This is a genomic window from Pseudoalteromonas sp. SANK 73390 (assembly GCF_054966645.1).
Window position 1 is genome coordinate 18,884 of record NZ_ARPN01000092.1, and the last position, 14,843, is coordinate 33,726.

Below are 14,843 nucleotides of genomic sequence, written 5' to 3' on the forward strand. Positions count from 1 at the left end.
CGCTCATACAGGTTTTCAAAACCACGGGCCATAAGCCAAGCGAGCTGGCAGAGCAAGTTGCTCTGCCAGACGAACTTGCTTATTTATGGCACTGGTATTTAGAGCTCAAAAGCGACAAACCACTCAATTTTACCGAAATCCACCACTGGTCGTCCTTAACGCGCAAACACCTCCGCTCCTGGGAGGTCGATCTTTTGCGCTCAATAGACCGAATTTATTGGAGTGTTATGCATGGCAACTAACGCTGAGCTTTCCCTTTCGTTGTTAATTAAAGAATCTACTAGCGCAACGCGTGAACTTTCAAAACTCGAAGATCAATTTAAAAAAACCGCCAAAGCCAGTGCGCAACTTGCTGATGATATTGATGCAACGAAAAAATCTGTAGCAAGTTTTATAAAAGGCTTGCAGTTGGCAGGTAAAGCATCAGCAGGTTTTGCTAAAGAAATTAAAGCGTCAGGTAAAACATTTACCGGACTTAAAAAAAATGTTGATGGTTCGGGTAAGACTTTTATTCGACTTGCTGGGCAATTACAAAAGTCTGGCAAATCTATCGCTGGGTTTAGCTCAAATATTAACGAGTCGCTCTCGTCACTTGAGCAAAAGTCCCATTCAGCCACCAATAAGCTGGCCCAACTAGAAACTCAATTTAACAAAAGCGCAAAGGCGGGTGGTGGCTTTAACTCGGTGTTAAATGCACCGTCACAGGCATCGGAAGGTTTTGATAACAGCACCAAACCTAAAAAAAGGGGCGGTAAGTTAGCTAAGCTGGCAAGTGCCGCGGGCAAAGGGTTAGGCAAAGTTGCTGGAGCGGTTACGGTTGTTGCGGGTGCCGCTGCCGCTGTGGGCGGTGAAGTGATTAGAGTGAGCAGGGAGTTTGAAACCCTCGAAGCACGCATTAACACTATTGGTGCCAGCTCACAAAAGAGCAAAGCAATATTTGCCAACCTCAAAGAAATAGCGCAAGACACGCCACATAGTATTGAGCAAACAACAAACTCATTTATGGCGTTGTATAACAATGGATTAACGCCTACGCAAAAAGCCATGACGGCTTATGGAGATATTGCCAGCACGCTGGGTATGACACTAGAAGATGTGTCGAATGCTGTTATTAATGCTACGTCTAATCAGGCGAATGTACAGAAATCGGCGTTTGCTGATCTGGGTGTAACAGCCGCTAAAAATGGTGACATGCTAACGCTGACTTACAATGGCATTACCACCAACATAAAAGATAACAGTGAGAGCATTCAAGGCTACCTTACCCAGTTAGGGCAAAACAATTTTGCCGGTGCCATGGCCAAAGAAATGGACACCATGGACGGCAAAATACAGCAATTTGGGTCGCAGTGGGATGAGCTGTTTTTAAACATTGGCGATGCGGGCGTTGGCGATGTAATTAAAGGTTCTATTTCAGTTGCAACGTTAGCGCTGGGTGAGTTTAACGAAATGCTGGCCTCTGGTGAGCTAGTTGGCTACCTCAGCACAATTGCACACGCCTTCAAATTTGACGAATTTGCCAAGCTTGCTACTCAGTCAGTGATAAAAGCATTTAATTGGTTACAAGAAAACCTCGGTGATTCGTTAGATTGGATTAGCTCGGCATTACTGCATTTGCCAGCAAATGCAGGGCAGATGGTCGATACCTTACTGCTCCACCTGAGCTACTTACCAGCATCGGCAAATTTGTACGCTAGCCAATTTAAACAGCAACTGCTTGCACAGTTTGACCTGATGTTGTCTAAAGCGGGGGTTGTCGGTAAAGAGTTACTTGATTTACTAAACCCTTTTGATGGCGATACCTTTAATTATGACGCGGCATCAGCGAATGTAGTAGCACAAGGGCAGGCGAAGGCGAAAGCCAGCAGCGCATTTTTTGATGAACAACACAGCGCAATTGCCAAATCAAAAGAGCAAAGCATAAAACTGATTGAGCAAGAAAGAGATGCATCAATTTCTGCTGTTGATGCTCAAATAGCTAAGGTAAAGCAATTACGTGAAGAGCATGACAAAGCCAATGAAGCACGGCAAAAAGCCTTTAAAAACGCTAAAACCAACGATGAAATAGGGCTGAAAAAGCCTGTTATAAGCGACCCAATAAAAGTTGCTGAAGATAAGCAAGTTAAGCAAACTGAAGTTGAAATTAAACAAGCGCAACAGCGAAAGAATTTACTGATTGAGCAGCAGCAACAGCAACATGAGAGCTTGCTGGCGGGCGCAACAGGTTTTATGTCTCAGATGCAAAGCGTAGGAGACGCTTTTTCAGCTGACTTAAGCAATCCTGACAATGTTGAAGAAGCAATCAGTGCAACGGTTGAGGTTTTTGAATCAGGTAAAGGCCTGCTCACGGATATATTTGGTGAACAAGGCGACAGTGAGGAAGATGAAGGCAGTGCTGAGCAAACAGAAGATGACGCTCTTCAACAAGAGGAAAAAAATGCTGAAAAGCTTGCTGCCACACAAACATTTACAGAGCAACAAAAACAGGTTGAAGTTGAACAAACTAAGCAAAAAAACAAAGCGCTTGCTGATATAGAGCGAGATCAGCAATCACAAAGATTAAACCAAGCATCTGACTTTTTTGGAGGGGTTGCCAACGTTGCAGCCAGTTTTGGTGGTAAACAATCTAAAGCGGCAAAAGCGGCAGCCATTGCACAAACCACCATTAAAACCTATGAATCGGCAACTAATGCCTACTCTTCACTTGCTGGTATTCCTTATGTTGGCCCTGCATTGGGTATTGCGGCGGCAGCAGCGGCGGTTTCTGCAGGTATGGCAAATGTACAGGCCATTAAATCTACCAACTACTCAGGCGCTTATGACCATGGCGGCTTAATTCCCGCAGGTAAAATAGGCCTTGTAGGCGAGTATGGCCCTGAGCTTATTTCAGGCCCTGTGAATGTCACCAGTCGTCGTACCACAGCAGGACTAAGTGCGGCAAATTCGGGGGCAGAATCTACCCCACAAAACATCGATAAATCAGTCAAATTTAACTACGTCATCAATGCCAATGATCAACAGGGCGTTGCGCAAGTGATGAAGCGCGAACGTGCCAAAATTATGCAAGATGTACGTTATGCAATGGAGTCCGGAGAATGGGATTAACCGCATTAACACAAATCGCTAAGGCCAAAATTTCGTCAGAGACAAAAAGCCTTGTCACCAAAAATAAATACAGCTTTACCCGTCAAGTACGCCAACTCGGCCAACCACAACGGTGGCGAATTAAGTTAACAACAACGCCACTGCCTTATCAAGAGGCTATGGCGGCTTACGTACAAATAGCCAGCCTTGATGGCGTATTTGAAAAAACTTATTTGCCTAATCCATTACCCGCAGTTGGCAGTGCCAAGCTCACCTATATTGCAGAGTCATTGCTAACAGGTGAAAGCTCGGTGCGTATTCGTGTAAGTGCAAAAGGAGAGGGCAATGCGTTTGCCGCAGGCGACTTTATTCAATTTGCCGGTCACGACAAAGTTTATCAGGTGACGGGTTACAACCATGATGCCGACATTGTGCACTTTTACCCCAAATTAAAAAGCAATGTGAGTGGTAATACACAACTAAGCAGTGGCGAACAGGTGCAGTTTTTAGTTTATAGCGATGATGATGACACCGAAATGTCTATTTCGGCAGGCCGTCCAATCCCGGTCAGTGTTGAGCTGGTGGAGGTAATACCGTCATGACAACTGCTTTAGCACAAACATTGGCAGGCAATTATCAATTTTGTCACCTGTTAGACATTGAGTTTGATTGGGGAAAAATATATATGACGGATGCTGACGAAGATGTAAGTCATAACGGTCAAATTTACCTTGCTGGCATGTTTAAAAGCTTCAGCTCGCTAAAGCACAGTAGTGGTATTCGTATTGGTGATTTAAAGCTCAATTTTAATGCACTAGACCCCGCCGTGATTGCACTGGGTTTAAATGAAAAGTGGATGAATCGTAACGTTGAGCTGTCAAAGATGATAATTGGTGCAGCAGGCCCCGTAGGTATTATGTCTTTATACAAAGGCTTGATAGCCAAAATGAATATGAATTCATCAGGCTCGTTAAGCTTTACCGTGAGCTCTATTTGGGCCGACTTTGAAAAGTCCGCAGGTAGACAAACTAATACTGCAAGCCATCAAAAATTCTACCCTGATACAGACCCGTTTGAGCATACGCCATTTTTGGATGATTCGGTGCCTTGGGGCAAAGAGGGTAATGGCACGGTGCGCTCAAAAGAAGCTAAGCCAGAGCCTGAATATGATTATTATCGGGATAACAACAATAATAATGAGCATCAGAGGCCTTAATCATTATGGGATTTTTAAGCGGATTTTTTAATAAAGTATTTAAGTTGGTGGGCATTGATTTAGAGCCTGAGCTAAAACAAGCAAATTCAGTCCAAGGTGTTGATTTTACTGCTCCAGCAACAGACGCCAGTATTCCTGTCATTTATGGTTCAGTTCAACGTACTGGCGGTACAATTATTTATCGTGCTACTAATGATGTTGACTCGGACGATACAAAAAATGACTTACTGCACTTAATTATTGTATGGGGAGAATCTAACGGCGCATTAGTAAAAACGCTATATATTGATGATGAACCAATAACTTCTAGTAAGTTTGATGCTAAAGACGGTGGCCGTTGGGCTCATGCATCACACTATGATGGCACTGTGTGTGATAGAACGTATCTCAATGGCAGCGGCTGGATACCTCACTTTAATCACCCAGAAGGGTTATTATACAGTTATGTGCGATTAGAAAAGGGAGCAAAAGATCCTCTTTTTGGTGCCAGACCAAATGTAACAGCCGATATTGTACAACCGAGTATTTATGATGTTCGCAGGCAAAGGAATAGTAATTCAAGCTCAAACCCTGCCTTGCAGCTATACGATTATTTAACGAACGATTACTATGGTAAAGGGTTAGATAAATCTGACCTAGATATAGCCAGCTTTAAACGTGCAGCCACTATGTGTGACTTGCAAGTACAGAGCCATGAAGGCGGGGGGATGATACCGCTTTATACCTCTAATGTGCGTTTAGATACTGGTAAATCGATTAAAGCTAATTGTGAAATGCTACTGGCGGCAATGCGTGCAAGCTTGCCTGTGGTTAACGGTAAACTTACACTGGTTATAGATACTGATAAAGCCCCTGTGGCATGGCAAGCGAATGCGCAAACCATTGTTAGTGATATTGACGTTAACGACGCCTCTAAAAAAGACCGCTTTAACCAAGTAACGGTGCAATATTATGATGTTGAACGCAATGGAAAGCTTCAAGATGCAGTATTCCCTGAAAAAAATAGTGAGATAGAGGGTCAGTGGCGAGCGGAAGATAACGGCATAAAGCTAAATAAAAAAATTAAAATTGAAACACTTAATAACTTTTATGAAGCCAAGCGTTTAGCTGAGTTTATTGCCCGTAAAAGCCGTGAACAACTAAGTATTAAATTTACCGCCCGTGATGACGCCGCTTTACTTGCCATAGGTGATATTGTTCGAGTTAGTGACCAAGCGCTGGGCTTTGATCAAAAGCCGTTTGTATTAACTGATATAGTGCTTACTGGCAACGGTGAAGTGGACCTGAGTATGGTTGAACACCAGCCCAGTCACTACTCTTGGCTACCGAGCAAGTCACAACCGATAATTCCCGACTCTACCTATAATTCGCGCAAACCAAACCCACCAACTGGATTGCAAGCAAGTGTGGGCACAGACAACAAATTAAAGGTGCAATGGCAATCGCCGCTTAGTGACTTTGAATACCAAGTTCGAAGAGAAAATAAGGTCATAAAATCAGGCGATACCACACTGCAGTCTATTTCTTTAGCGCTGGATGCAGGTGAGTACGAAGTTAGTGTATATGCGGTTAATTTGCTTGGCTATCGTAGTAGCGCAGCGACCTTGTCTTTTACGTTGGCAGTGCCTAGTGAGCCGAGTGTAACGGTAGATGAACTTAACCATGATAGTGTTACGTTAAGTGCGTCGATTGAAGGGGCAGGTCTGGGGACTACCTTTGAATGGCAGTTTTTTGGCGAAGTGGATAGCCAAAAAGCAAGAAACATAGTTAAGTCGCAGGTCTATACCTACACCGGTCTTAAACCTGAAAATACCTATTTGTTTAAGTGCCGTACAATTAATGCGGCAGGGGTGTCACAATGGGTAGAAACGCTAGTTACCACAAGAAACGCACATGATGTTTTTGTAGAGTATGGCATTGGTTTACCTAGCCCAAACTACCAAGGCGAGTTTACGCTATCTCAGTCACCTCATTGGACTGGCAAGCCAGGTAATTGGCAGCCTAGTACGTTAGCTCTTAGCGCTGTGTACTCTGTTTATTATGTTGATGAGTTAGTAGCCAGTAAATCATTTGCAATTCAGTTGGACGAAGTTACTGGCAGTTTGTCGCTTGAAGAAACAGGTGATGACGCTGACCTAGAACCGAACAGTATTAACCTCTCAGTGATTGGTGAAAATACTAGTTCATTAATGTTGCAAGCAGATTATGATGACAAGCTAACTAGCTATCAAAGCTTTTCTTCATCAGGGCTGGGAGTAGAAAAGCCTGATTTAGATGCTGTCAGGTTAGATTTATCTAACTTGCAGTCCCAAGTGGCAGAAGAAATCGAAGGTGTTGATGCATTGGTTAATTCTGTACTTGATGATGTGATCAATCAAGAAGAGGACTTTAATTATACATTAATCAAAACTGTCGATCTTGAACAAAGCTATGAGAGCAATAAAGTATCAATAGATGACCTTTCGATAGTTGTTGCCGATAACGAGCAGGCGACAGCGTTTAAAACCTTACAATTGGATGCCAAAGTAGATGAAAATCATGCTCACTTAAAACAGCATTACTTGACTAAAGTGCAGACTGATGAGGCAATCGTTACCTCATTTAACTCACTAGAAAGCAAAGTAAATGATAATTTTTCTACTCTAACAACAGGGTATTACACCAAGGCAAACACCGACTCTGCGATAGCAGCTTCAGTTCAGGAGCTTGAAGCCAAAGTTGATAACAATCAAGCTACGTTGAGTCAAAATTACATGACCAAGGTGGATACGCGCCAAGCAATAGCGTTTTCTGAACAGCAATTGTCATCAAAGATAGCGCAAAACGAAGCTTACTTAACCAGTAGCTTTTATACTTCAGCGCAAACAGACAGTGCGATTAGTTCTTCAATTAACGAGTTGTCTGCTCGCGTTAATGAAAACGTCAGTGCCAATATTGAACGTATTGAGCAAGTGTCGGCTAATGTGGATGGTAATCATCAAGCGATTGCGCAAATTAGAGTGGCTATCAACGATGAAGACAAGGGACTTGCGGCTATTGCAGATCATGTCAATCGTGTTGACTCCGATGCGCACGGCAACGCTACTGCACTGAATCAATTGACCTCACGCGTTTCAAACGCTGAAACTGGAGTTGCAAATGCAAAACTGACTTTGCAAGCGCACAATAACAGTTTAGGTCAGCTAAATGCCAGAGCATTTTTAGGTGTTGACCATAATAACCGCGTAACTGGGATTAATATTAGCGGTGGTAATGGGGTATCGAGAATCGACTTGATGGCTGATTCTATGCGGTTACTCAACACTAATGGTCAACCGAGTGTTTATTGGAGTAATACTGATAGTAGGTATGTCTTTGATGGTGAAATAGTTGCTAGAAAATTACGTATTGGTGGCAGTGATATTTATGATAAAGAACAGCTCAGAGGAACTGATGGGCGTGATGGTAGCAATGGCAGAGATGGTAGCAATGGCAGAGATGGTAGCAATGGCAAGGATGGTAGCAATGGCAAGCAGGGCCCTCAGGGTCCGCAAGGTCAGAGGGGTCCACAAGGACAAAAAGGAGATGCCGGAACAGCAGGTTCAGCCTTTGTAAGGGGGACGCGTTCAAGTGCAAGCAATGTCAATTTTAAAGCGGATACGGGTCGGTATCCGGTGCCAAAGGATGTGTACATCACCTCAGGTGGTATTGCCTATGAATATCGCTCTGGGAGTTGGCACGCTATAGAAGCATTTATTGACGGTAGTATGTTGGTTTCAGGGACTGTCACCGCCGAGCATGTACACAGTAATTACATCAGCACGGTACGAGGTGCGATTGATATTCCCAGTGTGGGAAGGATCTTCTCAGATTTTCGAGTGACTGACTTTAGAGGCTTTAGAGACAGTGGTGCTGGCTTATTCAAATCGTCTGATGGTTATGGCGTTATTGGTTATAGTGAATCTAGAGACGGTGTTAGGGGGTTAAGTGCATTTAACGATGGCGTGAAAGGTAGTTCAGAGAGTAACGATAGCGCGGGCGTTCGAGGAAAAGGCCGCAAGTATGGTGTCATAGGTGAAGCTACAGCAGGGTGGTATGGCCTATATACTGAAGAAAATGCAAGGATAGATGGTACTGTATACCCGTTCACAGCAGGTCATGAAGCTTTGATAGAAAAGAGTAAAGCTGAGCTGCTCACTGAAGGCCAATTAATGATGAGGAAGCAGTTCATTGGCAGCCCAAGTTTAAGTCAAAGTCAATTTGTAATATCTCCTTGTACAGGCTTAGAGCGCAAAAATTGTTTTGGCGTTTGGTTGGGATGTAGAGAAATTCAAGCGCAGCATGATCTTAAAAATAATGAACCATTTAGACAATTCATTGAACAACATCCAGACACCGAATGGGTTATTGGTCAATGTAATAGCATTGGCGAGGGAATGATGTTGGTTTGTGGTGCTGGAGGAGATATTCACCCCGGTGATAATTTATGTGCATCACCGAACGAAGGCCACGCACAAAATCAAAATGATGACTTTCTGTATAACTATACTGTTGCTACCTGTACTGAGGTAGAGCCAGTTACGTTTTCGTCCGGCACTGAATCAAAGTTAATCGCCGTCGTTTACCGATTCGGCTAATTCAGTTTATTTTTCAAACAATTATCAGGCTAATTTCTAGCCATAATATCTTATTAAATCAATGGAATAGAATATGGCATATACTCAAGGCAGCATTAGTTTAGAGGCAAACTCGGCTGTCATTCAAGGGGTTGATACTCACTGGAAGACAGACGCAAAGCTTAAGGTGAATGACTTAATTTACTTTGTAATAGCGCAACAGCATCATTTGCTTTGCATTAAAGAGATTGCATCAGATACCCGGTTATCAGCTTCATATATTGATGGTCGAACATTTTCACTCTCAATAGGTGTTGAAAACGTTTCTTATGGTATTGTTCAAAACTTTACCAATACAATAAATGCAACTCTTGCGATGGACTTGCAAAAGTTGCAAGGTCGATGGCACAAGCGTGAACGTGAAATAACCGGCTGGTTTGCAAGCACGGATAGCACTTACCCAATTACCACGTTTTTAGGTGAGCAAACGGTTATTCCTACGCCAACAAAAATTGCCCAGTTGGCACAAGTGGCTATGAGTGCCAGCAGCGACCTAGCAACCATGGCGCAAACCATTGAGCAGAATAAGCAAAGCTTAGCCACGGTTGAGCCGCGCATAAGTGAGTTTGACGCAGTTTACCCGCAAGTTATCAGCGCCAGTAAAAAAGTAACAGTTAAGCATGATGAGGTAATAACTGCCCACGATGCGGTTACTACCCAAGCAAGCACAGTGGCAGCGCAAACCAAGCAAGCTATTGCTGCGCAACAAGCAGTGTTTGAGCTAAACACACAGGCCGAGCAAATCGCCCAACGCGTTGAGTTAGATAAAGCCCATAGCCATGCCGCTGCGGCTATTTGTGCAACAGCCCAATCACAGGTTGCTAAAAAAGCAGGCGAAATTAACAGCGCCGTGAGTGTGGCCAAAAGTGCCATTGCACTAACCGCCAAAGAGTATAGCGAGCAAACGGCATTAAAAGAGCAACATTTACAGCAGCACGCTTTTAATGCCATGAATGCCAGTGATAAAGCGGTTACCTCACAGAGTCAGATTGAAAATATTGCCACTACGCTAAGCCATGACTTAACTCAGGCAAATGCAGCAAAAGACGCGGCAGTTGCAGCAAGTGAGGCGGCACAAATAGCAGCGCAAACTTCATCACTCGATGCACTGCATATGAAAGCCCATGCGGCATTAAGCGCGCTAGGTGCCAATAGGCTGAGCGAGCAAAACAACAAGCTGAATACCGCGCTCAACGCGCTATTAAATAACGCACTCACACCGCAACAAATTAACCAACTATTCCCAGTTTAGATATAAATTAAGGTAACCACCATGAGCACAGAACTGACGAATGCAGTTACAGCGCTGGAAAATGTAACTGCAAAACACACCCAGCTAAACACCCAGTACCAAGGCACACACGATGCTTTGGCAAGCAACAGCCAAGTCATGAGAGATTGGCAAACACAACAAGGCACGGTAGAGCTGACTGACCAAAACGGCAACAAACACCCAACGCCAACGCTCAAAACCCTAGTGGAACAAGCGCAAAGCGTGAACCCGCACCCAGATGTAATGAGCAAAGCTCAATTTGATGCCCTACGCCAAATGCGTAAGCAACAATATGCGGGTTCAGGGTTTGTTGAGTGGGGGAAGCACATAAATGCTCCGCAGTACCAACCCGTCAACGAAGGGATGTGGACTTGGTTAAATCGACCTAATTCAATCTCGTTGGGAGTTGCAGATTCCGACAGTGGGGGGAGCGGTGAATCGTTAAGTAATGGCTCTAAAGTGTTAGTTGATGGAGTCTTTTTGGCTCTTTCAAAAGTTGGACACAAAGATTATGTACTGCCAAAACTCCCACAAGCCCCCGACGGCACTAAAACCTACGACTCGGCCACAGGCACAGTGACCCAACATAGCACAGCTGAGGTTGCATTTGCATCAGAAACCGACACTGATAAGGTTATTACCTCTCGCAAAGACCTGGTGTTTTTAGAATCTTGGCATGAAAAAATCGCTGATAAAGATGTGGTATACCCGCTGGGTAATGTGCAATACGGCGCAAGTAGTTATCAAGGTATTGCGCTGCTCAATAACCTAGTAGCACAAGGCTACTCAGCATTTGGTGAGTGGGACCAAAACACCAAAGGCAATAGCGTTAAGTGGTCAACACTCACGGATGAGCAAAAAGCGGTGTTCTTAAGTGAGCCAGAGCACAATATTTACTTTGACCCCAAAGCCAAAGCGTATATTCAGGTACGTTATAGGGTTAGAGTTGTTGAAGGGTTTGGAGATGATTGGCGAGCATATGATGGTGCAAATCGAGATTATAACCTTTTCTTAGCAGACAGAAGCTCGAGTTATCACGTAATAGCAAGAGGTAGTAAAATAGATAACACCGCTGACTTTCGTAATGGTTCAATCATCACTGTGTCTTACAGGAACCGTGACAGTGCATACGGACTCAATACCATAGGAGCTGGTGAAACACACTGGGGAGATAGAAATATCAAGGAAGGAAAGTGTTTTGCTATCCCAATTGCGCTCGTTCAACGCTTAAACCAAGGGGCATATCACCCCAGCTATAACCCGATGGGTACCGCTTATATTTGGAATGGTTCGACCACGGTTACATGGTTAAATCAACATTATAAAATCAATTCAAAGTTGCAAGCATTTACAGATGTTCCTCAGAATTCAGCCGGTGATGGCTCTATTGCCAGTGCATCAGGAGGTCGTTCAGACCAATACAAATATCACGACGCCATCTACGCAGGCCAAGTTGAAGATTTACGCCTAAATGCTAATAAGTTAGATGTAAACCAGCTACGTGAAGACACCATGCGCAAATCGGTTGCCGGCACATTGCGCGGCAAGGAAAAGCTGCCTTTTACCCGAACTTATACTTATGTTAAATCAGGCGGCTTCTTTAACAACACAGGCTACTGGTTAGGTGAAAATGGGTCGGCACATCTGAATACTGAGAATTTGATTGCAAAATTTGGGAAAAGGCCGAGCCCGGTTCCGGTAGTCTCCTCTCTAACTGGTTCGTACCACTGTGGCGCTGGATATATTTACCGTCATGATACTCAGCAGCTATTGCCAATTATTAACAAGTACTCTCCAGATGACTTGCTATATATTCGTACGGAGCAAGATGTACCGAATGGCACGCTACTGACTATGATATGGTCGTTTGATACACAACTAGAGATGCCCAGCGCTGAATTTGACTCACTCCCTTGGGTTGACATTATCGGCACGCCTGAAAATATCGCAGCGACATTCCCAGATGGTGTTGTTGGCCAGTGGATACCAAAGCTACCAGATAACTCATCTGGATATTCGCTGAACAAAAAAATGACAGGCAGCACATTAAACGCGACATACACGGGTGATTTAGGGCAAACATGGACCAACTCAAATGTCGGCTTTGATGTGGTTAAAAATACAAGTTCGGGAAGTTGGAATCCATCTATTATCGCATTACTTAACTATGAATCATCATCAAATATCACTAACAGCTTTAATAACTCGCCAATACATGCATTTGGTAACGTATTCTCCAGCAGTAATTTTCTTGCTGTTCGTGGGGCTAGGTTAATGGAAAGTCTGATAGGGCGTTACCCTATTTCAGGGCAAGGGAACGGAGAAACTAGAACATTGCCACTCACAGGGTATACGCTTGATTTAGATTTAGGTGCAGATAATGCACAGTTTATGGGGCGTGGTAGTTTACCTGAGCAAGCATCGCCTAAACATAACGCCATTATGTTAAGGAAGCCTTTGAATAACAGTTGTGCATTTAAAGTGTTTGACACGGTTACTGAAAAAAACGGCCTGCTATACCTACAATTCAATGGCGCTGAACTAAAACACAACGGCACCGATTGGGGCGACGACCAAACCATTCCTATCGTTGATGGTGAAAACGTTAAAATCGACCTCAACGGCAACACCGTCAAAGTATTTTGCCATCACACTCAATTTCCCATTGGTATTGCATACAACAACTAAGGCCCTGCTATGAGCAAACAAATGACTGAACAAGTAAATGAACTGGTCACAGAGCAGCAGCCTGTGACAACGTATCAAGATGTACACACTAAAATAGCCCTACGTCACCCGCGTGAGCAAATAACGCAAGCACTGCAACTGGCTATCGAGCAAGAGCAATCGGCACACGAGCAAGCGCATGCACAATGGCTTGAAGCATTGCCAGCAATTGAAGAGGCGATTGAGCAAGCACAGGCACATAATGCAGAAAACCCTACGGAGCGTGTGGAGGTGCCAACACGCCCTGACGAGCCATTAATTGATTTAGCAAAACGTCGCGCTTGCTATGAAATCAAAAAGGTTGAGGTTGATTTAGAAATCACAACCGAAGCACAAGATGCGCATGTGGTGTATGACGATGACACCCATATTGCCTATCACCACCCTAAAACTATCGCTCACAGCAATGAGCAAATTGAAGCAGTAAAACGCGAACGCTTTAAAGCCCAGCGCGCAGCAAATGTTGCAGCTATAACTGTTGAAGTTGATGGTATGGAGTTTGATGGTGATGAGCTAAGCCAGCAGCGCATGGCCAGAGCAATACTATTAATGTCTGATGCCGACAAGCAGCTTTGGGTGTTAGCAAACAACCAAGCAGCAGAAGTCACCAAGCAGCAACTCACACAGGCGTGTTTATTGGCTGCGCAACAGCAATCGCAGGTATGGGTTCAGCAATAGGGAGTAATGTCGCGATGTTTTTTGGTGTTACTTAATACCGCTGTTTAAATAGAGCGAGAATTGAGCAGGCTTTTCAACAAAAATAGCCACCAAAATGGTGGTTATTTCCTTTCATTTTTAAAACGGTCAAAGTTGACCGTTTTCTTATCTTAAATACTGCTACTATTTGATTAAGTTGAAATATTAGTCTTTTCCCGTATGTAATAGCCACAACCACTTAAGTGTGTTTGTGGCTATTTTTTGTTTATCCGTATTTGGCTAAATACACGCCATACCACCTAGTGCAAACATGGCGATTAGGTGTGAGCGCACAAACAGAGTATCTACCATGATAAATCCTTTCACTTTAGTGCATAGCGATATTTGCCGTGCATCTAGCAATACTATTTTTATCGACAGTCAAGTGCCTTCGCCTGAGGCCAATCCACTAACCCAAAACTTACCTGTGCTTAATCGCGAGCAATATTTTGCGGCCAGTGGCGTAATACAAATGAGCCAACCGGTGCTGATTAAATTTACCTCTTTTGGTAATACCAATATGGCCTCGTTTGCAGGTGGGCACGCTTTGCACGAATGGGTGCAAGTAAATAGCTGCGTGGTGCTCAATGGTGAAGACCTAGCCTTGGTTAACCCTAATACCGAGGATGAAAACTGGTTTAGCAGTGGCAATACATTAGGCGAACACAGCCAAGTAACGGCACAAATTATGATAGCAACAGAGGCGCAGGGGGAAGAGTTTAGTGCCATGCCCTACATCGACATAATTGGTGCGCCACAAAAAATTGCCGACACCTTTCCCAAAGGAGTGATAGGGCAGTACAACTCAAATCATATACCCAATGGCACAAATACGACATTTGCTCTTAATCAACAAGCACTCGCTGAAGGGCCTGAGTTTTGTGCTTATAAGCAAAATGAGCAGTGGCTTGATGCCACCTCAGCCATGAATTTAAACACATACGCCAATACTATTAGCAATGCCGACATATTACAGACAAACACGGTGGCACTGTATTTTTACGATGCATAGCGTTTGAGATTCTGAAACAAGTTCAGGATGACTACTATATGTCATTCTGACGAAGGTCAGAACCTTCTGGTATTTAACACTGAGCTCAAACAAAACAAGGTCCTGAAACAAGTTCAGGATGACGCGTACTTAAGTTCAAGAAGGCTACTTCATGTCATTCTGACGAAGGTCAGAACCTAC

General features: G+C 43.9%; 9 protein-coding genes. All 9 read left to right on the forward strand.

Going from position 1 to position 14,843, the window contains the following annotated elements; genetic code table 11:
• Positions 1-5: 5 nt before the first annotated feature.
• Complete coding sequence (locus SANK73390_RS11480) at positions 6-242, forward strand: phage tail assembly chaperone (protein ID WP_419095596.1); 237 nt, start codon at positions 6-8, stop codon at positions 240-242.
• Positions 232-3,105, forward strand: coding sequence for a hypothetical protein (locus SANK73390_RS11485; protein WP_462766149.1), 2,874 nt, complete (start codon positions 232-234; stop codon positions 3,103-3,105). The genes SANK73390_RS11480 and SANK73390_RS11485 overlap by 11 nt, the downstream gene beginning before the upstream one ends.
• On the forward strand, positions 3,096-3,686 hold the full coding sequence (locus tag SANK73390_RS11490; protein WP_261592318.1) for a hypothetical protein: 591 nt from the start codon (positions 3,096-3,098) through the stop codon (positions 3,684-3,686). Before SANK73390_RS11485 ends, SANK73390_RS11490 begins: the two co-directional genes overlap by 10 nt.
• Positions 3,683-4,300 carry a baseplate hub domain-containing protein gene (locus SANK73390_RS11495; RefSeq protein WP_462766150.1) on the forward strand — a complete coding sequence of 206 codons (618 nt, stop codon included), beginning with the start codon at positions 3,683-3,685 and terminating at the stop codon, positions 4,298-4,300. Before SANK73390_RS11490 ends, SANK73390_RS11495 begins: the two co-directional genes overlap by 4 nt.
• A 5-nt stretch (positions 4,301-4,305) precedes the next feature.
• Positions 4,306-8,916 carry a phage tail protein gene (locus SANK73390_RS11500; protein WP_462766151.1) on the forward strand — a complete coding sequence of 1,537 codons (4,611 nt, stop codon included), beginning with the start codon at positions 4,306-4,308 and terminating at the stop codon, positions 8,914-8,916.
• A gap of 73 nt (positions 8,917-8,989) precedes the next feature.
• The gene (locus SANK73390_RS11505; protein ID WP_462766152.1) at positions 8,990-10,207 is read left to right on the forward strand and encodes a hypothetical protein; all 1,218 of its coding nucleotides are present in this window, start codon (positions 8,990-8,992) and stop codon (positions 10,205-10,207) included.
• A gap of 21 nt (positions 10,208-10,228) precedes the next feature.
• A complete protein-coding gene (locus tag SANK73390_RS11510) occupies positions 10,229-12,916 on the forward strand; it encodes a hypothetical protein (protein WP_462766153.1) in 2,688 nt (895 codons plus the stop codon).
• A 9-nt stretch (positions 12,917-12,925) separates the two neighbouring features.
• Positions 12,926-13,633: a DUF4376 domain-containing protein gene (locus SANK73390_RS11515; RefSeq protein ID WP_462766154.1), complete on the forward strand. Its 708-nt coding sequence runs from the start codon at positions 12,926-12,928 to the stop codon at positions 13,631-13,633.
• 328 nt (positions 13,634-13,961) lie between these two features.
• On the forward strand, positions 13,962-14,663 hold the full coding sequence (locus tag SANK73390_RS11520; RefSeq protein ID WP_462766155.1) for a hypothetical protein: 702 nt from the start codon (positions 13,962-13,964) through the stop codon (positions 14,661-14,663).
• The last annotated feature ends 180 nt before the right edge of the window (positions 14,664-14,843 follow it).

Coding starts and splice junctions, on each gene's coding strand:
- SANK73390_RS11485 (WP_462766149.1), top strand. CDS start 232: ATGGCAACTAACGCTGAGCTTTCCCTTTCGTTGTTAATTAAAGAATCT.
- SANK73390_RS11490 (WP_261592318.1), top strand. CDS start 3,096: ATGGGATTAACCGCATTAACACAAATCGCTAAGGCCAAAATTTCGTCA.
- SANK73390_RS11495 (WP_462766150.1), top strand. CDS start 3,683: ATGACAACTGCTTTAGCACAAACATTGGCAGGCAATTATCAATTTTGT.
- SANK73390_RS11500 (WP_462766151.1), top strand. CDS start 4,306: ATGGGATTTTTAAGCGGATTTTTTAATAAAGTATTTAAGTTGGTGGGC.
- SANK73390_RS11505 (WP_462766152.1), top strand. CDS start 8,990: ATGGCATATACTCAAGGCAGCATTAGTTTAGAGGCAAACTCGGCTGTC.
- SANK73390_RS11510 (WP_462766153.1), top strand. CDS start 10,229: ATGAGCACAGAACTGACGAATGCAGTTACAGCGCTGGAAAATGTAACT.
- SANK73390_RS11515 (WP_462766154.1), top strand. CDS start 12,926: ATGAGCAAACAAATGACTGAACAAGTAAATGAACTGGTCACAGAGCAG.
- SANK73390_RS11520 (WP_462766155.1), top strand. CDS start 13,962: ATGATAAATCCTTTCACTTTAGTGCATAGCGATATTTGCCGTGCATCT.